23 protein-coding genes, 10 tRNA genes, 1 rRNA gene and 2 riboswitches are annotated in these 26,046 nt (G+C 38.6%); of the genes, 15 read left to right on the top strand and 19 right to left on the bottom strand.

The window, feature by feature from the left end:
- The first annotated feature begins 30 nt into the window (after window positions 1–30).
- From QMG11_RS18470 to QMG11_RS18510, 9 genes are all read left to right on the top strand, one after another.
- A tRNA-Tyr gene (locus tag QMG11_RS18470) sits at window positions 31–115 on the top strand.
- A 29-nt stretch (window positions 116–144) separates the two neighbouring features.
- Window positions 145–221 (top strand) — tRNA-Asp (locus QMG11_RS18475).
- A 149-nt stretch (window positions 222–370) separates the two neighbouring features.
- Window positions 371–446 (top strand) — tRNA-Thr (locus QMG11_RS18480).
- Between the two features lie 116 nt (window positions 447–562).
- A tRNA-Leu gene (locus tag QMG11_RS18485) sits at window positions 563–646 on the top strand.
- A gap of 510 nt (window positions 647–1,156) precedes the next feature.
- Entirely contained in the window at window positions 1,157–2,539 is a 1,383-nt protein-coding gene (locus tag QMG11_RS18490; protein ID WP_281837791.1) for an ApeA N-terminal domain 1-containing protein, read from the top strand.
- Between the two features lie 242 nt (window positions 2,540–2,781).
- A complete protein-coding gene (locus QMG11_RS18495) occupies window positions 2,782–3,270 on the top strand; it encodes a hypothetical protein (RefSeq protein WP_281837792.1) in 489 nt (162 codons plus the stop codon).
- 841 nt (window positions 3,271–4,111) lie between these two features.
- Complete coding sequence (locus QMG11_RS18500) at window positions 4,112–6,022, top strand: OPT family oligopeptide transporter (protein WP_281837793.1); 1,911 nt, start codon at window positions 4,112–4,114, stop codon at window positions 6,020–6,022.
- Between the two features lie 21 nt (window positions 6,023–6,043).
- Window positions 6,044–6,379 carry a PqqD family peptide modification chaperone gene (locus tag QMG11_RS18505; RefSeq protein ID WP_281837794.1) on the top strand — a complete coding sequence of 112 codons (336 nt, stop codon included), beginning with the start codon at window positions 6,044–6,046 and terminating at the stop codon, window positions 6,377–6,379.
- 122 nt (window positions 6,380–6,501) lie between these two features.
- A complete protein-coding gene (locus tag QMG11_RS18510) occupies window positions 6,502–6,909 on the top strand; it encodes a hypothetical protein (protein ID WP_281837795.1) in 408 nt (135 codons plus the stop codon).
- A gap of 77 nt (window positions 6,910–6,986) precedes the next feature.
- Here the strand turns inward: QMG11_RS18510 and QMG11_RS18515 are convergent, their stop codons facing one another.
- The gene (locus QMG11_RS18515) at window positions 6,987–7,451 is read right to left on the bottom strand and encodes an FUSC family protein (protein ID WP_281837796.1); all 465 of its coding nucleotides are present in this window, start codon (window positions 7,449–7,451) and stop codon (window positions 6,987–6,989) included.
- A gap of 164 nt (window positions 7,452–7,615) precedes the next feature.
- Window positions 7,616–7,736: riboswitch (FMN riboswitch) on the top strand.
- A gap of 103 nt (window positions 7,737–7,839) precedes the next feature.
- Between QMG11_RS18515 and ribH the strand changes: the two genes are divergently transcribed.
- The 4 genes from ribH to QMG11_RS18535 are packed head-to-tail and all read left to right on the top strand — an operon-like array spanning window position 7,840 to window position 11,262.
- Window positions 7,840–8,295 carry a 6,7-dimethyl-8-ribityllumazine synthase gene (gene ribH, locus QMG11_RS18520; protein WP_281837797.1) on the top strand — a complete coding sequence of 152 codons (456 nt, stop codon included), beginning with the start codon at window positions 7,840–7,842 and terminating at the stop codon, window positions 8,293–8,295.
- A gap of 1 nt (window position 8,296) precedes the next feature.
- Window positions 8,297–9,373, top strand: a complete 1,077-nt coding sequence (gene ribD / locus QMG11_RS18525; RefSeq protein WP_281837798.1) for a bifunctional diaminohydroxyphosphoribosylaminopyrimidine deaminase/5-amino-6-(5-phosphoribosylamino)uracil reductase RibD — start codon at window positions 8,297–8,299, stop codon at window positions 9,371–9,373.
- 13 nt (window positions 9,374–9,386) lie between these two features.
- On the top strand, window positions 9,387–10,037 hold the full coding sequence (locus QMG11_RS18530) for a riboflavin synthase (protein WP_281837812.1): 651 nt from the start codon (window positions 9,387–9,389) through the stop codon (window positions 10,035–10,037).
- A 16-nt stretch (window positions 10,038–10,053) separates the two neighbouring features.
- Entirely contained in the window at window positions 10,054–11,262 is a 1,209-nt protein-coding gene (locus QMG11_RS18535) for a bifunctional 3,4-dihydroxy-2-butanone-4-phosphate synthase/GTP cyclohydrolase II (protein ID WP_281837799.1), read from the top strand.
- A gap of 72 nt (window positions 11,263–11,334) precedes the next feature.
- Here the strand turns inward: QMG11_RS18535 and QMG11_RS18540 are convergent, their stop codons facing one another.
- Together QMG11_RS18540 and QMG11_RS18545 are read right to left on the bottom strand one after the other, a co-directional pair.
- Window positions 11,335–11,808, bottom strand: a complete 474-nt coding sequence (locus QMG11_RS18540) for a GNAT family N-acetyltransferase (RefSeq protein WP_281837800.1) — start codon at window positions 11,806–11,808, stop codon at window positions 11,335–11,337.
- Window positions 11,809–11,922: 114 nt separating this feature from the next.
- Complete coding sequence (locus QMG11_RS18545) at window positions 11,923–12,939, bottom strand: PTS sugar transporter subunit IIC (protein WP_281837801.1); 1,017 nt, start codon at window positions 12,937–12,939, stop codon at window positions 11,923–11,925.
- A gap of 360 nt (window positions 12,940–13,299) precedes the next feature.
- Window positions 13,300–13,397, top strand: a riboswitch (purine riboswitch).
- 102 nt (window positions 13,398–13,499) lie between these two features.
- On the opposite strand from QMG11_RS18545, the gene guaB reads away from it, so the two are divergent.
- Window positions 13,500–14,963 (top strand): IMP dehydrogenase, encoded by a 1,464-nt coding sequence (guaB, locus tag QMG11_RS18550; protein WP_281837802.1) that lies wholly within the window; start codon window positions 13,500–13,502, stop codon window positions 14,961–14,963.
- Between the two features lie 154 nt (window positions 14,964–15,117).
- Here the strand turns inward: guaB and ptsG are convergent, their stop codons facing one another.
- Both ptsG and QMG11_RS18560 read right to left on the bottom strand, forming a co-directional pair.
- A complete protein-coding gene (gene ptsG, locus QMG11_RS18555) occupies window positions 15,118–16,596 on the bottom strand; it encodes a glucose-specific PTS transporter subunit IIBC (RefSeq protein ID WP_281837803.1) in 1,479 nt (492 codons plus the stop codon).
- Window positions 16,597–16,624: 28 nt separating this feature from the next.
- Window positions 16,625–17,128 (bottom strand): PTS sugar transporter subunit IIA, encoded by a 504-nt coding sequence (locus QMG11_RS18560; RefSeq protein ID WP_281837804.1) that lies wholly within the window; start codon window positions 17,126–17,128, stop codon window positions 16,625–16,627.
- A gap of 228 nt (window positions 17,129–17,356) precedes the next feature.
- On the opposite strand from QMG11_RS18560, the gene QMG11_RS18565 reads away from it, so the two are divergent.
- Window positions 17,357–18,469 (top strand): Mu transposase C-terminal domain-containing protein, encoded by a 1,113-nt coding sequence (locus tag QMG11_RS18565; RefSeq protein ID WP_281837805.1) that lies wholly within the window; start codon window positions 17,357–17,359, stop codon window positions 18,467–18,469.
- Between the two features lie 98 nt (window positions 18,470–18,567).
- Here the strand turns inward: QMG11_RS18565 and QMG11_RS18570 are convergent, their stop codons facing one another.
- The 14 genes from QMG11_RS18570 to rrf all read right to left on the bottom strand — a co-directional run bounded on the left by QMG11_RS18570 (window position 18,568) and on the right by rrf (window position 26,036).
- The gene (locus tag QMG11_RS18570; RefSeq protein ID WP_281837806.1) at window positions 18,568–18,873 is read right to left on the bottom strand and encodes an HU family DNA-binding protein; all 306 of its coding nucleotides are present in this window, start codon (window positions 18,871–18,873) and stop codon (window positions 18,568–18,570) included.
- 264 nt (window positions 18,874–19,137) lie between these two features.
- A tRNA-Met gene (locus tag QMG11_RS18575) sits at window positions 19,138–19,214 on the bottom strand.
- 2 nt (window positions 19,215–19,216) lie between these two features.
- Window positions 19,217–19,301, bottom strand: a tRNA-Tyr gene (locus QMG11_RS18580).
- A gap of 7 nt (window positions 19,302–19,308) precedes the next feature.
- Window positions 19,309–19,383: transfer RNA gene (locus tag QMG11_RS18585), tRNA-Glu, on the bottom strand.
- A gap of 3 nt (window positions 19,384–19,386) precedes the next feature.
- A tRNA-Val gene (locus QMG11_RS18590) sits at window positions 19,387–19,462 on the bottom strand.
- A gap of 22 nt (window positions 19,463–19,484) precedes the next feature.
- Window positions 19,485–19,560 (bottom strand) — tRNA-Thr (locus QMG11_RS18595).
- Between the two features lie 252 nt (window positions 19,561–19,812).
- Window positions 19,813–20,832, bottom strand: a complete 1,020-nt coding sequence (locus QMG11_RS18600) for an alpha/beta hydrolase (protein WP_281837813.1) — start codon at window positions 20,830–20,832, stop codon at window positions 19,813–19,815.
- Between the two features lie 112 nt (window positions 20,833–20,944).
- Entirely contained in the window at window positions 20,945–22,336 is a 1,392-nt protein-coding gene (gene asnS, locus QMG11_RS18605) for an asparagine--tRNA ligase (protein ID WP_281837807.1), read from the bottom strand.
- Window positions 22,337–22,398: 62 nt separating this feature from the next.
- Window positions 22,399–22,593 (bottom strand): DUF896 domain-containing protein, encoded by a 195-nt coding sequence (locus tag QMG11_RS18610; protein ID WP_281837808.1) that lies wholly within the window; start codon window positions 22,591–22,593, stop codon window positions 22,399–22,401.
- Between the two features lie 355 nt (window positions 22,594–22,948).
- Complete coding sequence (locus QMG11_RS18615) at window positions 22,949–23,722, bottom strand: MetQ/NlpA family ABC transporter substrate-binding protein (RefSeq protein ID WP_281837809.1); 774 nt, start codon at window positions 23,720–23,722, stop codon at window positions 22,949–22,951.
- An 82-nt stretch (window positions 23,723–23,804) separates the two neighbouring features.
- Complete coding sequence (locus QMG11_RS18620; protein ID WP_281837810.1) at window positions 23,805–24,386, bottom strand: TetR/AcrR family transcriptional regulator; 582 nt, start codon at window positions 24,384–24,386, stop codon at window positions 23,805–23,807.
- 66 nt (window positions 24,387–24,452) lie between these two features.
- Window positions 24,453–25,697, bottom strand: a complete 1,245-nt coding sequence (locus QMG11_RS18625; protein WP_281837811.1) for an FtsW/RodA/SpoVE family cell cycle protein — start codon at window positions 25,695–25,697, stop codon at window positions 24,453–24,455.
- 140 nt (window positions 25,698–25,837) lie between these two features.
- Window positions 25,838–25,913, bottom strand: a tRNA-Asn gene (locus QMG11_RS18630).
- Window positions 25,914–25,919: 6 nt separating this feature from the next.
- Window positions 25,920–26,036 (bottom strand): 5S ribosomal RNA (rrf, locus tag QMG11_RS18635).
- Window positions 26,037–26,046: the final 10 nt, after the last annotated feature.

Genomic DNA, 26,046 nt, shown 5'->3' on the forward strand with positions numbered 1-26,046 from the left:
TCCTACGGGGTACCACTTAAAACTTAATATGGTTGGGTTCCCGAGTGGCCAAAGGGAGCAGACTGTAAATCTGCCGGCTCCGCCTTCGAAGGTTCGAATCCTTCCCCAACCACCATTTTAAGTTTTAGACATGTACATAGGTATGGGGGTGTAGCTCAGTTGGTTAGAGTGCCTGCCTGTCACGCAGGATGTCGCGAGTTCGAATCTCGTCACTCCCGCCAGTTACTTTATTAAAAGTCTGGCGATTAAATCAAGTTTAATCTTGACTATTAATAAGTAAGCCCACTAATAATCTGAAGTCCTTTGACTTTTGGAATAACTAATTCTTCCAGAGTGGATTTATTCCGGTCGCTAGAAGAATTGTTAAGACGCCGCCTTAGCTCATCTGGTAGAGCAGCTGACTTGTAATCAGCAGGTGATTGGTTCGACTCCGATAGGCGGCACCATTTATAACTTAATAAGCGAAAGCTTAAGCCACTAGAAAAGATTTTAATCTTTTCTAACTGACGAAATTTTCAAGAATGATTTCACATCATTCGCCAGAAAATTTGTCAAGTTCTTTGCGGGGGTGGCGGAATTGGCAGACGCGCTAGACTTAGGATCTAGTGTCTTTGACGTGGGAGTTCAAGTCTCCCCCTCCGCACCATATTTTGATTTTAAACCAGTCATAAGACTGGTTTTTTTAATACCTTACCGTTGCTTCTCACTTAATACAGTTGAAATGTATTTCATATAAAAAGACGTCTGAAAAAATCAATCGAATGCCACTCTTTTGTGATGGGCAACGGCCTTTTCTAGACTTCTTTTCTTATATTTCATCTACGATATTTTCAAACGGTCGATATAAAAGAGTCTATCTAAAGCTAAAATAAAAACATTAAAATACCTTTTATTAAATAAGCCTTATGAAAAAATACACCTCAACAGTAAGGTGATCTTCTCCCAACAAAGTATAAAAGACGGTATTTTGGATTTGAGAACCTTCTCTGACTATTTAACAGACTATCGTAGAGAGATTTTAAAATAAAATATTGACTAGAGTTTTTGGTGGTGCTACCCTTATATCATAGCACCACTTTTTTATCTATAAACCCTTATAAACTTTAGATAAAAGTAAAAATAACTTAGGAGCATATTTTTTAGGAAAGGAATAAAAATGACTGTTAAAAAAGAATATTTAGGAGAATGGTGGATATCTAGTGATCCAGAAAATAAGGTTAGTGGAGTACTGACTATAACTGATGATGATTTTGACTTAAAGTTGATAGGTAGCTTTAAGCAACTAAAACAAGCTTTTTCTTCAATTTCAGTTACTTCTGAAAGAATCGATTTAATTTTAGGATATTCTACATGTGGAAAAAATATTTCTTTATTAAATTGTTCTAGCAAAGGATTTCAAATGAGTTTTCCAGGTACTATTACTGAAAGCTTTTCTCCTAGAGAGATTATTGTAGGAAATCATTATTCTGACTTGGAAGAGATAAAATTTAAATCTATAAATATTTCTTATGACTATTTAGAATACTGGTTAAATATGAGGTTATTTAGTGAAGAAATTGAATTTGAAAAAGGAAATAAAAACAGAACCAATTCAATATCCGTAAAATACAATTTAGCCGAATCTATGGAATATAAATATGTTAATAGTAAGTTAAGCTTTCATTCTGGTGCTGCACTTTCAGGAGACAGAATAAAAGATCGTTCGATAGTTCAAAATTCTTATCTCACTTTTACCTCCCTTAATAATTATTCTTTAGAAGAAGTCTATCAAATAATAGGTGAATTTAAATCTTTATTAACAATTGCTTGTGCTAAAGAAGTATCTGAAAAAAATCTAGAAGGATTAGATCTATATGATAAAAAAATTAAATTATTGTACAGACCATTTAATGATCAAAATTGCAAGAAATCTATTCAGTTACGTAAGCTATTATTCTCTTTTCAAGATATCGAAGATTTTAATACTTTCTTAAAAAATTGGAAAGTTAAGTATGAATTGTTAGAACCTGTTATCCATTATTTTGTAGATGCTCATACTGAAGGTGTCCATAGCCAGATCTCATTTCTAAAGATAACACAAGCTTTAGAAGCATTTTCAAGACGAACGGTAAAAAAATGGGAAAGGGAAAAACAAGAATCAGAAGTTCGAATCAATAAAGTATTGAAAATGATAAATAATCAAGATGATAAAGAATGGTTAAGTGATATTTTAATAAATGTTTCAGAACCATCGCAAGTAAATAGATTTAAAAACCTCCTTCAAAGAACAAGGTTTTTATCTAGCTTCAATAGTAAAATTATTAATTCTATGGCTTATAAGATTACCCAAACTAGAAACTATTATACACATTTTAATGAAGGTCTAAGAAGTAAAATTTTATCTTTCCATGATATGTTCTATATTGAAATATATTTAATTTATGTTTTACATTGTTTAATACTTTTAGAATTAGGGTTTTCTGAGGAATTTATAAAGAATAATATAGATAGCGGAAATAAGCTATCTTTTGCAGTGAAAGAAATTAAAGAGATAATCTAATATTTAAGATTTTGCTGTAAAAGATCAAATATATTCTAGAACTTTTCAGGTCAGTGTAATTTCAAAGGCTTTCTCTCTGCACTAAAATTTTTTGATGACCTTAAAGAACAGTCAATTCTGTTCTTTTTTATTTTTTGAATCATAATAGTTCGAATTAATTTAAAATTCTTTAGGAATTTGAAGGAATATTTATAATTCAGCTAAAATACTAATATAATGTTCATTTTAAAAAGGAGAAGTTTATGAGACGACTAAAAAGGTATAATCAGGTAGGATGGCTATGTATTACTTATTCTATCCTACTTATTCCTTTTTCAACAATTATTGATGAAATTTTGGGGTATGATGATTTGACTAGTAAATCTACAGCTTTTATTCTTTCTGCAATATCAGCAGGGCTTATAGCATATATTTTTTTATCTTTTAAAGAACTAATAAATTTAAAATTTAAATTTTTTAAGATTAATACTTTAATCGATATTTATGTAGTTGCTATTTTAGTAGCTAAATTATTTTACTTTATATTACCTTCAACTTTTGCCTTAGTTTTAATGGGGATAGCTCAAATTTTCTCAGGAATAATTCAAGCTGTTTTTTCTATCAAACTATTGGATATAGATGGAGATGGAAAGTTCAAAGCTTTATCAATTTCTATGCTTCTTACAGGAATTTTAATAGGAAGTATAGGTAAAATTTCAAGTCTCCCCCTCCGTATCATTTACTTAAAATAACTAAAACATATAGATAAAAATATTACGTAAGAGCTTTAATTTTTAAGGCTCTTTTTTATTAGTCTACACTATTATATATAATGTATAGTTTTTGAAATCTTGAAACTATGAACAAAGTAGTTTTCTACTGTGAAGCTTAGCAACTATGAACTCAATTTTTTAAAATCAAGCTTCATAAAATGGTTACGATTAATTTATTAAACTTCAGACAGAATCCCCTTTCAACCTGATAGAGCTTTATCGGAAAATATTAGCTAAGCCGTTATACAGTATAAGTTCCGCAGTGTTTTGCATCATTTTAAACTTCCAGAACGAGGACTGTAGCTCGAAAAGGCTATAGAGGAACCATCTAACTGTTGAAGGATTTGAAAGAGGCGCCCTTTCTTGGGTACTTTCTTTGGGCAAGCAAAGAAAGTACATTTATATAAATAAAGCTATGTTACTAAAAAAAATAGAACTCAGACTAACAATTATTAAAAAGCAAGTTTTCAAAATTCAAAAAAACTTTACTCAAAAGCCAAGACGGGATTGACCCCGTCTTTTTTATACTTTATTGAAAAAATCACACTTTTAAATTCATAATAATAAATTTTCAACCCAAAATAGACAATGGAAAGAATTTCATATTTTTTTATTGAGTTTTTCAAATATAAGGGTACCTCTATTCTCCTTATTTATTAAGCTTTTCAGGGGATCAGAGCAACAAAAGTTCGCTTATAACTTGTCAAAATATTGTGTTCGTTAAAAACTTAAAATTGACTTAAATCTATAAAAATGGTATCATTACCAAACAGATAACTATTTTATTAATACAAATTAGAAAAAAGGAGCAACTAAAATTATGAACGAAACACAAAGTAAAGTAGGTTTTAAACCGTTTGTTTCCATGGACACTGTAATCCCTGAAACAAGTATTGTCGCTATTATCCTTGGAATAATTTTTGCAATGGTCTTTGCTGCTGCAAATGTATATCTTGGACTAAAAACTGGACTGACTATCGCCGCTGCACTTCCTGCATCGATTCTTGGAACAAGTATCCTAAAGGGTCTGTTCAGAAGAAACTCGATCCTGGAGGCTAACCTTGTAGCTGCCACAGCTGCTGTGGGAGAATCAATTGCCGGTGGTATTATCTTTACACTTCCTGCTATCATTATATGGGGGAAGGATCTTGGGGTTGTATCTATTGCTGTTATCACTATGCTAGGTGGTCTTGTGGGAATGCTATTTGTAGTTCCATTTAGAGAGTACCTTATTGTTGAGGAGCACGGGAAGCTTATGTTCCCTGAGTCTGTTGCTGCCTATGAGATCCTTGTTAATGCCAACAAGGGTGGAGAAGGATTTAAGACTGTATTAAAGGGTCTTGGAATGGGAGGAGCCTTCAAGTTCCTTTCTGGAGGATTCGGACTGTGGACTGAGGGTCCAACTTGGATAATCGCTAAGCTTGGAACTGCCTTCGGATTCAACGCTGTTGCATCTCTTCTTGGAGTTGGATTCATCGTTGGTACTGGAGTAGCTATCCTTATGTTTGCAGGAGCTCTTCTTGCATGGTTTGGTTTCATCCCACTTATCAAGTTTATAGGTATGGGAATCGATACTCCTATCTTCCCTGCTACAAAGCTTATCAGTGAGATGGCTCCTATTGAGATCTGGTCATACTATATCAGATATATTGGTGCTGGTGCCGTTGCTGTAGGTGGATTTATCTCCCTTGCAAAGTCTGCACCTGCTATCGTAAGCTCATTTAGAGAGGCTATGAAGGGATTACAGGCGGAGAAGGCTGCTCACCACGTTGAGAGACAGCACATGGACACTCCACTTACTTGGGTAGGAGCTGGAGCTATAGCTGTATTCCTTATTACATGGCTTGTACCACTTGCTTCTGGAGTACCTAAGATAGGACTTGCTGTAGCTATCCTTGTTGTATTCTTTGCATTCTTCTTCGGTGTTGTATCTGCAAGAATGTGTGGTATCATGGGAGCTTCCAACAACCCTGTATCAGGTATGACAATTGCATCTCTTCTTGTAATTGCATCTGTAATCAAGATGTCTGGAATCAACCCTGAGCTTGGTAAGGTAGTGGCTATTATAGCTGCTGGTATTGTATGTGTATCTATCGCCACAAGTGGTGGAGTGGCTCAGTCACTTAAGCACACTTACCTAATTGGTGGTACACCTAAGAAGATCGAGTGGACTATGTATGCTGGACTTGTGTTCTCTGCATTTGCTGCTGGTGGAGTAGTACTTATGCTACACAACGCCTTTGGTCTTGGTTCAAGTGCTGTACCTGCTCCTCAGGCGGGACTTATGCAGATGCTGTCTGAAGGTGTTATGACTGGTAACATCCCTTGGACACTTGTTATTATCGGAGCTATCATAGGTATCTTCATAGAGCTTCTAGGTCTTCCTATACTTCCAATTGCTCTTGGACTGTACCTTCCAATCTCTCTTTCAGCTGCTATCCTTACTGGAGCAATTGTTAGAAAGATCGTTGATACTAAGTACGCTAAGGATAAGGCTGAATCGGAAAAGAGAGTTGAAAAGGGTATCCTTCTATGCTCTGGTCTGGTAGCTGGAGACGCACTAATTGGTATCCTAATTGCTGTATTCATTACCCTTGGAAAGGACCTGACTGTAGTAGGAGCAAAGCTTGGTGCTATCTCTACTAACTCAACTGTGGCATTTGCTATCTTTGTGGCACTGGCTACTTGGATCTATGTTCAGGTAGTTTCTGGAAAGGTTGAAAAGAAGTAGGTGTAACCTTAAGGAGGAGATATGAGTAAAGAAGTTAATTTTCTTGATATGGTTCCTGTGCGACTTCATGACAACTACAGGGAGGTAGATGGGGTGGTCCACCTCATCTTCACCCACGATAAGCTAGTTGAGAAATTCCTAAGATGGATGGTGAAGAAGGGAAGAACAAGCACCCTTGAACTTGATAAACTGGGAAGCAACGCCTGGAAGGCATTTGACGGTCAAAACACCGTCTACGATATCATAAATCTCCTCCTTACAATGGAGGACGATACCTATGAATCAATGGAACAGAGAATCATTATGTTTATAAGGCTTCTCATTAAAAAGAAGCTTATCAGATTAGATGAAAAGTAGTCCCCAGGGGCTGCTTTTTTTTATTTTACACTGCCCAAAAGAAGGATTTTCCTCCATTTATGGTAAAGAACTCTTAAGAGACGGGGGGATACTTGGAATAAAATTATTAAGGAGGGCACATAATGGAAGATTGGATGATAAACCTCACTGAAGAGGAGAAGCAAACACTGGAACCTGTTCCCAACTACGAGGGGTTCTTTACCTACTCCGATAAGTTTGGAACACACTACCTTATGAAGGATAATGAGGTACTTCACAAGGGGAAGGAGATAGAGGTATTCAGCAATGGTGACTATGCTGTTACCACAGACTATGATATCTGGTCCCTCTACAGGGGCGAGGAGAAGCTCTGCGAGGGAGTATGGGTCCTCAGCCACAGCAACAAGAGCTTTACATTTAAGTACTACAATGAAACTATAGGTAGATATATAATAGAAACTGTGGGAGCCGACGGTGAGAAGCTGGATGAGGTAGAGGTAAGTAACGAAGATATAGCACACACAAGAACGGACTATATGAACTTTGTATAACCCTTTCTAATCTTATGCAATGGGTTTATATCTATGGCTATGATCTATAATTATATGTTTTAAGATAAAGGGTGCCCTTACTGGGTACCCTTTATCTTATCTTCAAGGGTTCTAAATACAAAGGCCACCACAAGGGCCGAGATAACTCCAAGGCTTGTATCCAAAACCCTGTGGATGGCGTAGAACTCACTTGAAATATTGTCCAGGTTGGTTGAGATGGCCAAAAATACTATACAGGCCATGTTTGCAGGTGCCTTTAATATCTCTGAACATATATATACTATAATGAAGATCCCTACTGCAAAGGAGGTTATGGACTGAGGAAGGTGGTTGTAGAAGAGAATTCCCATCCCTGCCCCAACTATGGTCCCGTATACCCTCTTAATTCCCAATCTGAAGACCTCCTTATAACAAGTCTGAGATACTACTGCTGCTGCTATTCCCGCATAGAACAATGAATTTATTCCAAGTAACCTTCCTATAAAAAGAGTTAAAAATATCGATACCGCTGTAATTATGGAAATCCTTAAGCTGTCCCTCATGATCTATACCCCACCTTTGATTTTTTTAAATTATACAATATTTCATTAAATTTTTTATTAAACTTTAGCAAAATATAAGATTTTAAGGAAACCCTCAAAAGTCCAGTAAGTTTTCATATTTAATCTTGACACAATGTTCCAAGTAAGTATATAATTACGGTAGATATTATCTTCAGGGCAGGGTGAAATTCCCGACCGGCGGTATAGTCCGCGAAGACCTCCTTCAGGTCTTGATTTGGTGAGATTCCAAAACCGACAGTATAGTCTGGATGAAAGAAGATCAATAGGCAGCACAGGGGGATACTCTGTTTTGCTTTATTCTTTTTAAACTATGCCCAGAATTTGATTCTGGGTTTTTTATTGTCCTGACAAAATTTAAGGAGGATATATGAAGGTATTAGAGGGTAACTTTGACGGAAAAGGATTAAAAGTAGGAATAATTGCAGGAAGATTTAATGAGTTTATCTCTTCAAAGCTTGTGGGAGGAGCAGAGGATGCTCTTAAGAGACACGGAGTAGAGGAGATAGAGCTTGCTTGGACACCAGGTGCCTATGAGATGCCACTTGTTGCACAGAAGATGGCTAGATCTGGAAAGTACGACGCTGTAATCACATTAGGAGCTGTAATCAAGGGATCTACGCCTCACTTCGACTACGTGTGTGCTGAGGTATCCAAGGGAGTAGCATCTGTATCTCTAGAGACTGGAGTTCCTGTGGTATTCGGAGTACTTACTACAAACACTATCGAGGAAGCTATTGAAAGAGCCGGAACAAAGGCTGGAAACAAGGGATTCGATGCTGGTATGACAGCTATTGAGATGGTTAACCTGTTAAAGGGTATGTAGTATGGACCACTTAAAATATATGAAGCTGGCTCTTGAGCTGGCTGCCAAAGGGGCTGGAAGTGTAAATCCAAATCCTATGGTTGGTGCTGTGGTGGTGAAGGATGATAAGATCATAGGCAGAGGGTACCATAGATATTATGGAGGGCCCCATGCTGAGGTATATGCTCTGGAGGAGGCCGGTTCCCAGACTAAGGGAGCTACAATCTATGTTACACTGGAGCCTTGTTCACATTATGGGAAGACACCCCCATGTGCCGAAAAGATCATAGAGATGGGAATAAAAAGATGTGTTGTGGCCTCACTGGACCCCAATCCCCTGGTTGCAGGGAAGGGAATACAGATGATGCTGGATGCCGGCATAGAGGTAGAGACGGGCATCCTGGCTGAGGAAGCAGATAAGCTCAACAGGATCTTTATGAAGTACATTACCAGCAAAAAACCATACCTGTTTTTAAAGTGTGCCATCACTCTAGACGGAAAGATTGCCACTGAAACAGGAAGCTCCAAGTGGATCACAAATGCCACTTCCAGGGAGAGGGTACAGCAGTTAAGACACAACCTCATGGGAATCATGATAGGGGTAAATACCTTAATTGCCGATAATCCAAGCCTTACAGCAAGGATAGAGGGGGGAATAGACCCCTACAGGATAGTTATCGATCCTGAGCTTAAGACACCTATGGATTCAAAGTTTGTACAGGCCACAGACGGGAAGAGTATTATTGTAACCTCCTGTGAAAACTCCTATAAAACATCTGAATATAAGGAGATGGGAGTAAGGTTTGTAGAGCTAGAAGGCAAGGAATTTAAGTTAGAGGATATCCTTGTGGAGCTAGGTAGGTTAAAGATAGATTCCATTATGCTAGAGGGGGGAAGATACCTTATATCTAAAGCCTTTAAAGAAGAAGCCATAGATGGGGGCGAGATCTTTATAGCTCCAAAGATATTAGGGGACAGCAATGCAATCTCCTTTATAGATGGATTTAATATCCAAAATATAAGCGATGGAATAGAGCTGAAAAACACAAAGTTTAACACCTACGGAGACAATATCTCTGTGGAATTTTATAATAATTAAGGGGGTGACCCTCATTTTTACAGGATTAGTAGAGGAGATGGGTAGAGTAATCTCGGTAACACCGGGAGAAAAATCCATCAAACTAAAGATAGAGTGCAGCAAGGTTCTTGAGGGAGCAAAGCTTGGAGATAGTATTGCAACCAATGGTACATGCCTTACTGCCACTGAGATAGGAAAGAACTACTTTACCGCCGACTGTATGTATGAGACGGTGAAGAGAACCAACCTCAGCAGACTAAAGAGCGGGGACAGAGTAAACCTTGAGAAGTCCCTTACCCTTGCCACTCCCCTGGGAGGCCACCTGGTAACTGGAGATGTGGACTGCGAGGGACAGCTGGTTTCCATCACAAGGGAGGGTATCGCCAAGATCTATGAGATAAAGGTAGAGGCGAGGCTTATGAAGTATATTGTTGAAAAGGGAAGGGTTACCCTAGATGGAGCCAGCCTGACAATAGTTGACTTCACCCAGGATACCCTAAGTGTATCCCTTATTCCCCATACCCAGGAGATGATTACTCTGGGATATAAGAGTGTGGGAAGCTATGTCAATGTAGAGATGGACCTGATAGGAAAATACGTGGAGAGGATGCTTTCCTTCAAGGAGCCCAAGAAATCCAAGAGCAAGATAGATGAAAACTTCCTTATGGAGAACGGCTTCTTTTAAATTAGGAGATGATACAATGTTAGATAGAATAGAAGATGCAATTGAAGATATAAGAAATGGTAAACCAATCATAGTTGTAGATGATGAAAATAGGGAGAATGAAGGAGATATCCTCATGTCCGCTGAAAATGCTACCTATGAGGCTGTAAACTTTATGGCAACCTATGCCAGAGGTTTAACTTGTGTACCTATGACCCAGGAGAGAGCGGAGTTTCTTAACCTGACTCAGATGGTTGGAAAAAACACAGATCCAAAGGGAACGGCATTTACAGTATCGGTAGATTCTGTAGAGGGGACTACAACAGGTATCTCAGTGGCTGACAGGCTAAAGACAATTGTAGACCTTGCTGACCACAATAAGAGAGCATGGGATTTCCAGAGACCGGGACACATCTTTCCCCTTGTAGCAAAGGAGGGTGGCGTTCTTGTCAGAGACGGTCATACAGAGGCTGCTGTAGACTTTGCCAGATTAGCTGGGCTAGCTCCAGTGGGAGTTATCTGTGAGATCTTAAAGGATGACGGAACTATGGCCAGACTTCCTGATCTGAAGATCTTTGCCAAGGAGCACAACTTAAAGCTGGTTTCCATCGAGGACCTCATTAAGTACAGAAAGGAGCACGATATCCTTATCAAGGAGGAGGCAAGAGCTAAGATGCCTACCCAGTCGGGAGACTTTGATATCGTAGCCTTCGATAACCAACTGGACCACAAGGAGCACATTGCCTTGGTAAAGGGAGAGGTAAAAGATAAGGAGGATGTTCTTATCAGAATACACTCTGAGTGCTTTACAGGGGATATCCTTGGATCTAAGAGGTGTGACTGCGGACTTCAGCTTCAGACAGCTATGAAGAGGATCGAAGACGAGGGAGAGGGAATTATCCTCTACCTGAGACAGGAGGGAAGAGGGATCGGACTTCTCAACAAGATAAGAGCCTACGATCTTCAGGATAAAGGCTACGACACTGTTGAAGCCAATGAACAGCTTGGATTTGAGGCTGACCTCAGAGACTACGCTGTAGCTTCTCAGATGCTAAAGGCGCTGGGAGTAAAATCTGTAAGGCTTATGACCAACAACTTCAGAAAGGTGGATGGTCTGAGAGCCTATGGAGTTGATGTTAAGCAGAGAAAGGGAATAGAGGTGCCCCACAACAAGGAAAATAAGAGGTATCTTGAAACCAAGAGGGAAAAGCTTGGACATAAGTTAAAGTTAGATGACAAGAAGTAAGATCAAATAAAAATGCTATCCTATGGATAGCATTTTTTTATTACTTAAGTTTTTATAGAATTTGTTAAATTTTCAGAGTATTCTCTTCCTCATGATATGTATCTTCTTGTCCTCTAGATATTCTACTTCGTTGTAGCCTAATTTCTTATAAAAATCACAGGCTGTTATACCTGAGGGAACTGTGAGCTCAGAGATCCCCTTGCCTTTCGCCAGCTCCTCTACCTCATCCATCAGTATCCTTCCTATCCCCCTTCCATGACAATCAGTTTTTACAAACACAGTAAAGACCGTCCAGTTATTGTCTCTGGCCTTTCCAAAGGTCCCCAGACTGGCTGTTCCCACTACTCCCTCTGTACCTTCTGCTACCAGCATATTCCTCTCTCCTGCTAGCCTCATAATGGTCTCTGGAGTAAAGTGTTCAACATAGCTATTGATCTCCTGAGGAGTATAGTTCCTTGAGTTGACCTCTATAAGGTTTCTGCATATGATCTCTGAAACAGCCTCTGCATCCCCTGCTTCTATCCCTCTTACTCTGATCCCTTCCATAGATCCTCCCCCTGCCAAGTATAATCCTTCAATTATAGCTCAAGGCTCTAAAGGAAACAATGTATTCTATAAATAAAAAAAGAGGCTAACTAAATGTTAGCCTCTGAATAGTTATTAGTTAGCTCCTCTTACTTCTGCTACAGACTTAAGCTTGAAGTTCTTGAAGACCATTCCTCCAATTGTTCCAGCTATTAGACCAGTTATTGCACATGCTACTGCAACGATAGTTACTGTCTTAGCGTCGTTAAATCCGTACATTACCATCAGACCTGCGATTGGAGTTGCTGTTCCGATAGCGTTGTTGATTAGTCCTACCTTTGCAATTATAACTCCAGTCATAGCTCCACCGATGAAGTTAGTTACATATACAGGAATTGGGTTTGCTGAGATAAGGTCTGCCTGAGTAAGTGGCTCGATAGCTACTGCGATAGTAGTTGATCTGTCCTTAAACAGCTTGTGGAAAAGTACACCGTTCATGAATGATGATCCCATTACAGAAAGTGCTCCAATTGCCATTGGTACTCCAGTTAGACCAAGCATAGCTGTAAGTGCCATAGATGAAAGTGGTGCTGTTGCTACCATTGTAATTACTCCACCAAGTACGATTCCCATGATTATTGGGCTTGTATTTGCTGCGTTTTCAATGATCTTTCCAATGTTAAGAAGAGTTGCGTTTACCACTGGGTCTGAAATTGTAGCTACAAATCTAGCTAGCGGTGCTGCAAGTACGATAACTGCAATAAGGTCCGCTCCCTGAGGTACCTTCTCCTCGATCTTAGGTACAACGAATGATAGTACATAACCAGCTAGGAATCCTGGAATAATTCCAAATCCTGCAACTGATGCTCCAACTAGTACTGCATATGTTGGGTTAACTCCAAGTGCGATAGGTACAAGTGCTGCTGCTGCTACACCACCCATAGATCCTGAAGCTGCTCCAAGTCCCTTTAAAAACTCTATTCCAAATAGATCTCCACCTACGAAATAGTGGAATGCCTCTACAAGGAAACTAGCTGTTGCTGCTCCTGCCAGTGCACCCATTGCCTTTGATCCCTTAGGCATCTTTAAACTAAATAGTGAAAATCCTGCTAAAACAACGAAAAGTAATACTACTCCTTTTAATATTTCCATTTCTCCTCCTAAATTTTTGAAAATTGTTTAAGAATTTGTCAATATGTATGTTTTCATTATTCTGTAAAACAAATTCTTGTTCCCAAGTTGAATAAAATGTTTTTTCTGTAATGTTTTTCACATCACTCGAGTAGTTTACCACTTTTTCTGAAAAAATCCAAGGTTTTTTTCAAAAAAATGAAAAAAAATATATTAAAATCAAATTTTTGGTTTGCTTATATTACACTTTTCTGAAAAAATCATCACTTTTTTGTAGATATATTTAATGGGTGTAAACTATTACTTTACACATAGGGAGAATACTTTTCATTAAAGGGTTTGACAAGGCTACTAAAAAATGTTAATATCATTAAAATATAAAATTTTGGAAGCGATTTATCTCATATAAGCTGCTAATAGGGTGCAGTGTTTCTACGGTTGACCTCAAATCAACCTCTATGAGTGGAAGTTTTAATATACTTAAAAGCTTAAAGGCCTAAGTATATACTTTCACCATATATGGGTGGAGTATGTACTTAGGTTTTTTAATTATCAACTATATTTCAGAGGGGGAATTCTCAATGCTTAACGGAAAAATTATCAAGGAAGCTATTACTTTTGACGATGTACTACTGGTACCTCAAAAATCGGAAGTGCTACCTAGCTCAGTATCACTAAAAACAAATCTTACTAAAAACATCACATTAAATATGCCTATATTAAGTGCTGCTATGGATACAGTTACTGAATCTAAGCTGGCTATTGCCATCGCCAGACAGGGAGGGCTTGGTTTCATCCACAAAAACATGTCTATAGAGGAGCAGGCTTCAGAGGTAGATAAGGTTAAGAGAAATGAAAGCGGAATGATCAAGGATCCAATCACTCTTAACAGAGACTCGACTCTAGCTGATGCAGATGAGATCATGGGAAGATATAAGATATCAGGTCTTCCAGTTGTTGAGGAGGATGGAACTCTTGTGGGGATCATCACAAACAGAGATCTTAAATATAGAAAGGATCTGGATATAAAGGTAGAAGAGATTATGACCAAGGAGGATCTGGTTACTGCACCTGTAGATACAACTCTAGAGGAAGCTACAGATATCCTTTTAGAAAACAGAATCGAGAAGCTTCCAATTGTTGATAAAGAGTTTAAGCTTAAGGGGCTTATCACTATAAAGGATATAGATAATATTGTAGAGTATCCAAATGCATGTAAGGATAGCCAGGGAAGACTTAGAGTAGGAGGGGCTGTCGGAGTAGGGGCAGATACCCTGGAGAGAGTTACAGCACTTGTAGAGGCTGGAGTGGATATCATCACTGTAGACTCAGCTCACGGGCACTCTCAGGGGGTTATAGACACTGTAAGAGCTATCAAGGAGAAGTTCCCTAAACTAGATGTAATCGGTGGAAATATTGTTACAGCTCAGGCTGCTGTAGACCTTACAGACGCTGGAGCAGATGCTGTAAAGGTTGGAGTAGGTCCTGGTTCTATCTGTACTACAAGAGTAGTTGCAGGGGTAGGAGTACCTCAGATCTCTGCTGTAAACGATGTATATGAGGTGTGTAAGGAGAGAGGTATAGGAGTAATCGCCGATGGTGGTATCAAGCTCTCTGGAGATATTGTAAAGGCCATTGCTGCTGGAGCAGATTGTGTAATGCTTGGAGGTCTTCTTGCAGGTACTGAGGAGGCTCCTGGAGAGGAGATTATCTTCGAGGGAAGAAGATTTAAGGTATATGTTGGAATGGGATCCCTTGCAGCGATGAAGAGAGGATCAAGTGACAGATACTTCCAGGGGAAATCTGCAGCTAAGAAGCTGGTTCCTGAGGGAATAGAGGGAAGAGTAGCTTACAAAGGAAAGTTAGAGGATGTAACATTCCAGCTGTGCGGTGGACTTAGAGCAGGTATGGGATACTGTGGTACTCCTACTATATCCGACCTTAAGAAAGACGGTAAATTTGTAAAGATCACTGGAGCAGGACTAAGCGAGTCTCACCCACACGATATCAGTATAACTAAGGAAGCACCAAACTACCACAAGTAAAATCTATGAAGATATTAAAAGCCAGAAGGATGTTTACCTTCTGGCTTTTTTACTACCTTAATATAGGAAACATTTTACTTAAAGGAGTCTCTTTTTCTAGTCATAATTTGGATAAAAAAAAAGACCGCTAAAAAGCGGTCCTTAATCTTTTAAATTAGATCATCTTCTTGATGTCATTTGAAATGAACTGAGCCTTAGCTCCGAAGATAGCCTGAACTCCATTCTGTCCTACTTTTAGAACTCCTGATGCCCCAAGCTTCTTAAGCTCTGCGTCATTTACCTTACTTGTATCCTTAACCTCTACTCTAAGTCTAGTAATACAAGCATCTACAGTTACAAGGTTTTCCTTTCCTCCAAGAGCATCGATAGCTAATACTGCTAACTCATGTCCTTCAAGGTGTACAGTTTCCTCAACCTCATCCTCTTCTCTTCCTGGAGTCTTAAGGTCAAACTTTCTGATGAAAAATCTAAATCCGAAGTAGTAGATAACAGCAAATGCTAGTCCTACAACTACTACCATTAGGTAGTTAGTCTGGAATCCCTTTGTTCCTGGAAGAACACCAAACATTATATAGTCGATAACTCCTCCTGAGAATGTCATACCTATTCTTACATTTAAGATGTTCATTAGCATGAATGAAGTTGCTGCAAAGATACAGTGGATTCCGTAAAGTACTGGTGCCACAAATAGGAATGCAAATTCAATTGGCTCTGTGATTCCTGTTAGGAATGATGTAAGAGCTGCTGAGAATAAGATACCTCCAGCAAGCTTCTTCTTGTCAGCCTTAGCTTCATGGTACATAGCTAGCGCTGCTGCTGGAAGACCAAACATCATGAATGGGAATTTACCAGTCATAAACTTACCTGCTCCAAAGTAGCTGTCAGATGAGAATGACTTAACTCCGTCTGCAAGCATCTGGAACCAGATTCTGTTATCTCCATTTACTACCTCACCAGCTGCACTTGTGTACTCTCCAAACTGGAACCAGAATGGTGAATAGAAGATGTGGTGTAGTCCAAATGGAATTAATGCTCTCTCAATAAGACCAAAGATAAATGTCGATAGGTTAGTTGCATTAGGGTCGTTAGCTATCTGAGATAGTGCTGCAAGACCACCCTGGATTGGCTGCCAGATTGTTGGCATTGCAAGACCTACGATAAATCCTACTAGAGCTGACATGATTGGTACTAGTCTCTTTCCTGCAAAGAATCCTAGGTAAGCTGGAAGCTCTGTCTTGTGGAACTTGTTATACATAGTTGCACCAATAATACCTGCAATTAGACCACCAAATACTCCTGTTTGAAGAGTTGGTGTACCTAATACACTTGCATAAGCTGGATTTCCAGCTGCTAAACCTGCTGCTGCATCTGTAAGGTTACCCATTGTAACGTTCATTACAAGCATTGCCACGATACCAGCAAGACCTGCTACTCCGTCTCCTCCTGCTAGACCAATAGCTGCTCCAACAGCAAATAGTAGTGGTAAGTTAGAGAAGATTACTCCTCCTGCGTCTGTCATCAGACCAATTCCTGAGTGTGCTCCTACTGCTAGGAAGATACCGGCTGCAGGTAGTATTGCGATTGGTGTCATAAGTGCCTTACCTATAGTAGATAACTTTGCAAAAAATTTCATACTTTATCCCTCCATTTTACTTTATAGTTTATTTCTTAATTTTAACCTTCATTAAAAGTTCTCCAACTTTTACATCTCCAGAAGCTACAACTTTAAGCTCCTCTACCTCATCCATGTTGTTGATGATAACTGGAGTTCTGATCGACTTAGCGTTTTCTCTGATATACTCTAAGTCATACTTTACAAGTTCATCCCCTGGTTTAACTTCGCTTCCTGGCTCAGCTACTCTTGTAAATCCTTCCCCGTTTAGTTTTACAGTGTCGATACCAAAGTGAACGATCATCTCAAGACCATCTTCAGTTTCAAAACTTACAGCGTGGTTTGTTTCAAATATATCAATCTCACCAACTACAGGAGAATGTACAGAACCAGCTGTAGGCTCTATTCCACAACCATCTCCGATCATCTTTCCTGCAAAAGCTTCATCAGGTACTTCTGAAAGGTCAATTACCCTTCCATTTAGTGGTGAGTATATCTCTATCCAATCTTCCTTAGTATCTTTCTTCTTTTTGAAAAAATCAAAAAGTCCCATATCTTATCCTCCTTCAAATTTCCACGTTCAAGTGTTTGCTTTATGTATAGTAGTGTATTTTTTTGTAACTTTTACTCCAATATATTAACCCCTTTGTTTCCTTTTGTCAAGAATTTATCAAAAAAAATGAGCCTTTTTTTCAATATTTTATATTAACTTGACTTATTTTCTGAAAGTATAGTATTATCAATCATATAAGTTTAAAATAAAAAACAGGTGATATATCAAATGTCTAAGAAAAAAACTAATGAAAAGAGATACCAAGTAATTGAACCCTTTCTCAAGGGAGAAAAAAAGCTCAAAGAAATTGAAAATGAATCCGGCATCTCCTACGCTACCTTAAAGAGGTGGGTAAAATCATATAAGGAGACTGGCATCTCCGGCCTCGAAAAAAAGGTTCGTAAGGATAAAAGCCAGCACAGAAGCATCAGTGACCGCACTATGGATTTCATCAAAAAAACCTATGAAGCCAATCCAAATATCAAGATCTCCTCTCTCTATAAGAAGTGCTGCACCTTTCTAAAGGATATAAATGAGGACAGTATCAGTTACAACACCGTATATAGAATTGTAAACAACCTGGATAAATATATACAGTCCCATGCTGAGCTTCACATAGAAAGAGTCAAACGCAAAAACCAAGCCTACAGAATGACCCACACCCTATTGGATATAGAAGTTTTAGATCCTACAACAGGAAGTTACTCCAAACCCCTTCTCTATATCTGCTACGATACTGCTACCCTTGACATACTTAACTACAAACTATCATTTCAAGAATTTACACTGAAGGAATCTCTCTTCCTTTTAAGGGATACCATCCTAAAGGTTCAGGACAACACCGATACAGATATCTTAATAGAGAGCTTTATCATCGATTCCTTTAAGGTAAAGGATCAAAAGAGAATCCAGGAAGTCAAAGAACAAACTGGAATCGCTACCTATAACTCTGTAAAAACAGTGGATGAAATAGAGAGGTTTATCTCCTTCCTTAGGGAAGACATCCTGAAGATCCTTCTCCATTCAGGTCAAAGTGTAGACCTAGACTCACTGGATAAGCTGATCTTTTCATATATATATATGTCTGCTAAGGAGTATCGTGGAAGCTGCAGGATCTCATCTACAAGGTCTCCCTTAGAGGAAAGTTTAGATATCCTACTTGAAGAGTCTCAAAGGTATATTCAGGAGTATGGAATTAGGTTTAAGAATAACCTCTATAAAAACTCAGCTTTAAAATCTCAGGTAGGATCCAAGGCTACAATTAAGTATGATCCTCTAAATCCCGGATCCATAGTTGTCTATATTGAAGGGAACTATCTTTGCACTGCATACAGCAGTTAACTTTTAATTCTGCTCCCTAATATAATACTCTGAGTCTCCATACATTCCTTTTCCTATAAGTAAAAATATGCAGGTCCTAGGACCTGCATATCTTCTTTCTATCTAAAACTATTATAATATTTTTTTCCACCGTTTATCGAAGAGTTTAAAAGTTTTCCCTCTCTAAACTTTAATATCCTACGTTTTGGTATATCCATTACCTTTCCTGTTTTAGGGTTTCTGATCTTTATGGCATTTCTCTCCTGAAACTCCCATTTACCCCAACCTACAAGCTTTACATCTTCCCCCTTGCTCACGCACTCCTCTAAGATCTCTAAAAAAGCTTCTACAGCTCTAGTAGTACTCTCCTTACAGTTGAAGTTTCCTCTCTTCCTATACAAGTCAATAAATTCATTTTTTTTCATAACCTATAATCCTCCATATACCGTATATTGTCTTAGGTATAGGATACAATATCATCTCAAAATTTATTAATTACGTTAAGCTTAACCAGCTTAAGTTTTCTTAAGTTAAAAGAAATCTATCGTTTTTGTTTTTAGTGTTGAAGTATCTTGCTATAAATTGATAGTTAACTATATAGCCCTGTCTATCTGCTCAGTGAGCCTCTCTTACCCTATAAATACTTCAAAAAATAAAAAAAGCATTCTTACGAATGCTTTAAGGTCAAATGGTGCCTAGAAATGGATTCGAACCATCGACCGCTCGGGTATGAACCGAGTGCTCTAGCCAACTGAGCTATCTAGGCAGTGGTGGTGAGGGAAGGATTCGAACCTTCGAAGGCGGAGCCGGCAGATTTACAGTCTGCTCCCTTTGGCCACTCGGGAACCTCACCATTGTAGTGGTACCCCGTAGGAGAATTGAACTCCTGTCTACAGAGTGAAAATCTGGTATCCTAACCACTGGACGAACGGGGCATATGGTGGTCACAACTGGACTTGAACCAGTGACCCCCTGCTTGTAAGGCAGGTGCTCTCCCAACTGAGCTATGCGACCATATATGATATTAAGTTGTAAATGGTGCCGCCTATCGGAGTCGAACCAATCACCTGCTGATTACAAGTCAGCTGCTCTACCAGATGAGCTAAGGCGGCATATTGTTCTTTTTTCAAGAACCTCTATCCTTGGTTTATCACGCTTCTCTCTTTGAGGCGTTCCCCCTCGGACAAGATATATAATATCATAAGTAGTGGCCTGTGTCAAAGGTTTTTTTATTTTTTTTAATAAATAAAAGCAACGTGACGTTGTATCCTGATAATTAGTCAAAATACTGGTTACTTCATGCAATTTTTTATAAATTTTATTCTTTCCTTAATAATAAAAAAAACTCTTCCTTTAAGAAGAGTTTAATCTAAACGATCGGAAAAATATTCCAGCAGGTTTGGAAGGTCCTTGGACACATACTCCCAGGTATGAGCTTCTCCCCTATAAAGACTTCCGCTAAAGCTAACCCTGTACTTTTTAAGCCTTCCCACAACATCGATCCACTGCTGAAGCATTAGGTAGGGAGCCCTGTCCTCATCCCCTACACTTAGGTAGAAGTGCCTATCCAAAAGTTTTTCAGGGGATTTATAGTGTAATAGCTTTATAAGTGAGTAGGGATCCTGCTTTATTATCTGGTGCCCGAAGGATCCAAATACATCTAAGAAGTGCTTCTTATCCTTGCTTCCAAATACAAAGGGAGGTACATAGAGTATCTTAATAATCCTCATGACCCTTCTGTTTACCGACAGTCTTATAAGACTTATGGCTCCTGCAAAGCTTCCCATAACCTTAAATATCTCAATATTTCTCAGGCCAAGCTTAAAAGCTCCGTGTCCTCCCATGGAAAACCCAGCAATTCCAACCTCCGATATAGGATACTCGGATTTTATTTGAGGAATCAACTCCTTAATAAAGTAGGATTCATACTTCCTCTCCTTGTTCTTTGTAAAGTTAGCATACCAGCTTTCCCCATCATAACCGGAATCTGGTATAACCATTACCATCTCCTTTATCTTTCCCTTAGCCAGGGCCATCTCATAGTTTTCTATTATTCTTCCCTTGGAGATCCAGTCATCTGCCACATCTCTTATTCCGTGAAGGAAAAATAAACAGGGATACTTTTTACCCTCAAGCTTCTTGGGAGATATTACAATATACCTCATCCTTTCATGGGCATATTCACTCTCTATATGGCAGGTTCTTACATTTAAGTCGCTGCTGTAGGGAACCGATCCTTCATCTACCCCCTTTAAAAGCTTTTCCCTGTAGGAAACCTCCTGGTAGCTCAGTATTCTCTTTATCTTTTTGTTAATCTTTTTATCACTGGTATTTGTAAGTATATAGAAGATAAGTACTGCAAACACCCCTGCCAAAATATACATCAATATAATCATCCGCCTTTTTTTACTAGCATATTGAATTATAGCAAAATAGAGTTAAAAAGTAAAATCCTTGCAATTAAAAAACTGCCAGCTTGTGCTGGCAGCATAAGTATTAGTATTGTGCATTTTTAGGTGTTCTTGGGAATGGAATTACGTCTCTGATGTTTGTCATTCCTGTGATATACATCATCATTCTTTCAAATCCAAGACCGTAACCTGAGTGCGGGAAGCTTCCGTACTTTCTAAGGTCTAGGTAGAAGTCGTAGTCCTCTAGATCCATACCTTCCTTCTTTATCTTATCCTCTAAGATTTCAAGGTTGTCCTCTCTCTGAGATCCACCGATAATCTCTCCGATTCCTGGTGCAAGAAGGTCCATAGCTCTTACAGTTTTCCCATCCTCGTTGAGCTTCATGTAGAATGCCTTGATCTCCTTTGGATAATCAGTTACAAATACCGGCTTCTTAAAGTGCTCCTCAGAAAGGTATCTCTCATGCTCCGACTGAAGGTCTATTCCCCACTTAACTGGGAATTCAAACTTCTTACCACAGTTTTCAAGAATCTCAATAGCCTCTGTATAAGTTACTCTTCCAAACTCATTGTTTAATACGTTGTTTAGCTTATCGATAAGCCCCTTCTCGATAAACTGGTTGAAGAACTCTATCTCCTCTGGACATTCATCCATTACATGCTTAATGATGAACTTTATCATGTCCTCTCCTAGCTCCATATTTGCCTCTAGGTCTCCAAATGCAATCTCAGGTTCTATCATCCAGAACTCATTTGCGTGTCTAGATGTGTTTGAGTTTTCTGCTCTGAATGTTGGTCCAAATGTATAAACATTTCTAAATGCTGCACAATAAGTCTCAACATTTAGCTGACCACTTACTGTAAGGTTAGTTTCCTTACCAAAGAAGTCCTGCTTTGTATCAATCTCTCCCTTATCAGTTCTTGGAAGATCATTCATATCAAGAGTTGTTACTCTGAACATCTCTCCTGCACCTTCACAGTCTGAACCAGTTATAATTGGAGTGTGTACATATACAAATCCATTTTCCTGGAAAAATTTATGAATAGCATAAGCCAGTACCGATCTTACTCTGAATACTGCATTGAATGTATTTGTTCTTGGTCTTAAGTGTGCGATCTCTCTAAGATACTCAAATGTGTGTCTCTTATTTTGTAGCGGGTAAGCAAGGTCTGCTTTCTGATATATCTCTACATCAGTTGCCTGGATCTCAAATGTCTGTCCCTTTCCCTGAGATTCTACAACCTTTCCCTTTACTATTAGAGATGAGGAGATAGATGCTTTTGAGATCTCTTCGAAGTTCTCTAGGTTAGTATCAAATACTACCTGAACCCCCTTGAAGAAAGACCCGTCATTTAGTTCGATAAATCCAAAGTTTTTTTGTGCTCTTATCTTTTTTAGCCAACCTGAAAGGATAACTTCTTTACCGATGAAGTCTTCTGTGTTTCTGTAAAGACTTTTTACTAGTGCTTTTTCCATTCTTACTTCCCCCTGTTATTCTGATTTTATGGTTATTTTATAATTTATGTTTTGTACTTCAATTAATTTCTAACGCTTGGATCATTCTCGTCTACTATCTTAATATTTTCAAGGTGACCTCTTACCTGAGCTCTGAACTTTTCCAGATACAGCTTTCTGTATTTTTGTCTTTCACCTTGCTCCTCTGCTGTCAGCTCTCTCTTCTTAGCTTCTCCTGCATAGTAGTTTACCTTTTCAATAATATCCTTCATTTCCACTGGGTGTTACCTCCTAATCCAAAACAATAAAAAAACTCTTTACGAGTAAACGTAAAGAGTCCTAGCTTTCATAATAAACCTATCCTTAGGTTAAAGAAAGTACGGAGTCTCTAAAAGAGTACTCGATACCCTTTGCTTTAACGCAGCAACTACGTCCACATCTACTCACTTTCGTTTTCGAATGGCAGCTCCAAGGTGTTCTTCATTTAGGGCTTCATTACTGGACTCACACCATAACCAGCTCGCTTAAAACTACTTCCCTTAACTACTCTCCTCTTCATGGCTTTTACAAGGTATCTATTTATTTTTAATTATTATACATCTTATTTTAGATTTTGTCAAACTGAAGATACTCCTAGTCCACTAAGACTACACTTTCCTTATAGTGTGTTCTTACAAACCTCTTTACTTCAGGGCTCTTTAGGAGCGCCTTCAGCTTCTCTATCTCCTTCAAATCCTTGCTTTTTGACCGGCATACAAGAAGGTTGGCATACTCCTCATTGTACTCCTCTAGATAGAGTGAATCCTTTGAAGGCATGTAGCCGTTTTCAAGCATATAGTTGGCATTTACCACTATGGCATCTACCTCATCTATGATCTTATACAGGTAGTTGGAGCTTATCTCTGTAATCTCAAGGTTTCTGGGATTCTCCAGTATTGCATTGTTTTCATCCAGTGTTATGAGACCTGTTCTTTCCAGCAGTTTCAGAGCCCTTATCTTATTACTTTCATCATTGGGAATAGCTATCCTTCCCTCGATGGCCTTTATGCTCTTCACCCTGTTGGAGTAGATTCCCATCCTTTCAAAATGAATCCTTCCTACAGACACCAGTTTAGTTCTCTTTTCGATGTTGAAGACATCTAAAAAGTCCTTGTGCTGAAAATAGTTGACGTCTATCCTTCCCTCCTCTAAATCAAAGTTTGGCTGATTATAGTCGGAATACTCCACTATATCTATCTTAAACCCCTCATTTTTGAAGGTTTCCTGTATAAACTTAAGTATTTCTCCCTGAGGAACAGGCGTAACCCCTACCCTTAGGGTTTTTTCTTTTTTCTCTTTTCCAAAAAATGCAAAGGATGCGCTGGAAAAAATAAGAAACACCATTAAACTTATAATACTTTTCTTCACCAAATCTATTCACCTCTTAAGGGATTATATCACATTCTCCCTTCCAGTTTAAGAGTTAAGAGTATTTTGTTTCAAAACCCAACTAAATTCTTTCTGCTATCTGCTGGAAGTAGAATGTTACAAACCTTCTTCCCATCTTCTTCAGTTTAGCAATATCCTTATCATATGAAGTTATAAGCTCTCCTATACCTATTAGGTATAGTCTGCATATAAACCTTATGAACTCCAGATCTTCCTCTTCTATATTTGGATTATTTTCCCTTACATTTGTAGTTATCTTGTCCTGGAAGTAGTTTCCAAGTTCCCTCTGTACATTTTCATACTTTGTTCCTACATTTCTGTGTAAAAGAATATAAGTCTTGTCATAGTTAGCTGTATAGATATCTATTAGTTTATTGAAAAAGAATAAGCTTCTGCCCTCTACTGTATGCTCATCCTTCTCCATGCCCCTTTTAAATAGATCCTTCAGCTCATCATATACATCTGCTACTATACTATTAAACAGTGTTTCCTTGTTTTGATAGTATCTGTAAAGATTCCCAATTGGAATTCCAGATGAATTTGATATCTTTCTCATCGTAGCATTCTTGTAGCCGCTGTTCTTAAACTCCTTTATAGCGGCCTTAAGTATCTTCTTCCTAACCTCTTCCTTTTTTACTTGCATAACTCCCCCTCAAAAAAGAATTTTCATTATCTTTAGATTATCATTACAGGTTCCAATTGTCAACTATTAACTGTATTTATCCTTTATCGTTTTTTTATTCACATTTAAGATTATTCCAAGGGATACAAATACCGTGAGTGTTGAGCTTCCTCCATAGCTAAAGATGGGAAGTGGTAATCCAGTTACAGGCATTAATCCTGTAGCTACATAAAGATTCATAAGCATCTGAGTGAAGATGAGCCCTATTAACCCCACTACCAGATACTTACCAAAGTAGTCCTTGGCCATTGTAGCTGTATTTATACCTATCTTCAATATAAATAGAAATATAAGAATTACAGAGAGCATCATCATAAACCCCCACTCCTCTGCCAGAGATGATGAGATAAAATCTGTATGGATCTCAGGAAGGTAGTTGTACTTCTGAATACCATTTCCATATCCCCTTCCTACAATTCCCCCATTTCCCATGGCAATTAGGGACTGTATTACCTGATATCCTACCCCCATATCCCTTTCATTTCCTTTAAGGAGTATGTTTACATAGCTGGTAATCCTCTGCATCCTGTACCCTCCATCTATATCTCCGAAGTAGAAGATGGATATTACTCCAGCAAAAAAAGTAGGTGCCAGGGTCAACACTCCCACAATAAGCTTTTTACTTATGGGAGATACCAGCAGCATACAGGCTGTTATTGCCAGATAGTGTATCGTTGTTCCCAGATCCCCCTGAAGAAATACAAGGAGACAAAATATAAATACCACTGGAGCCAGAGCTATAAATATCCCCAGAGTTTTAAGCTTCTTTCTGTAGGATACCTCTAGGAAGTGAGCCAGAATAATAACATAGGCCACTTTGAAAAACTCCGATGGCTGAAGGGTAAAGGGACCTACCCTTACCCACCCTATTGCTCCGTTTATATGTGGAACTAAACTAGGCATAACCTTTGATCCTATAAGTATCCCTATTAAAATTGTTACAGAGACTATAAATAATGAGTTCCTTACCTTCTTTCTCTGATAGAAGTCATAGGGAATACACATAGTTGTAAGAAGGGCTCCCGCTCCTACACTCAGCCAGATAATGTGCTTTAGAGGATCTCCCATGGATAAAAATATATCCTTTCCAGATGTTACTACCCTGTAAAAGGTAGTACTGATCATATTAGCTATACTGAATATCATTAATATAAAAACCGAGCACAGTACAGCCCCTCTTTGGAGCTTTCCTCCCCTCTGTATCCGGTCATAATCTAATTTATTTTCTATAGATAGCTTTTCATAGTATATACTTTGCTTTTCTACCTTCACTCCATCACCAACCTTTATAATTTACTCACAATAATTATAACACAACTTTAATCTATAACTAAAAAAGACCCTTTAAAATTCATAAAAATTTTAAACAGGCCTCATATACCTATACCTTTAATTTCTCCAAAAAATAAAAATGGCGCTTCCAGCGGGGCTCGAACCTGCGACAACGCGATTAACAGTCGCGCGCTCTACCAACTGAGCTATGGAAGCGTCTTTGCTTGGCAAGTTCCTATCCTCCCAGGGGGCTGCCCCCCAAGTACTTTCAGCGTTTACGGGCTTAACTTCTGGGTTCGATATGTGACCAGGTGTACCTCCGTAGCTATTCTCACCAAGCTATCTATTG

Source organism: Propionigenium maris DSM 9537 (assembly GCF_027925155.1).
GTDB classification, from domain to species: Bacteria; Fusobacteriota; Fusobacteriia; order Fusobacteriales; family Fusobacteriaceae; genus Propionigenium; species Propionigenium maris.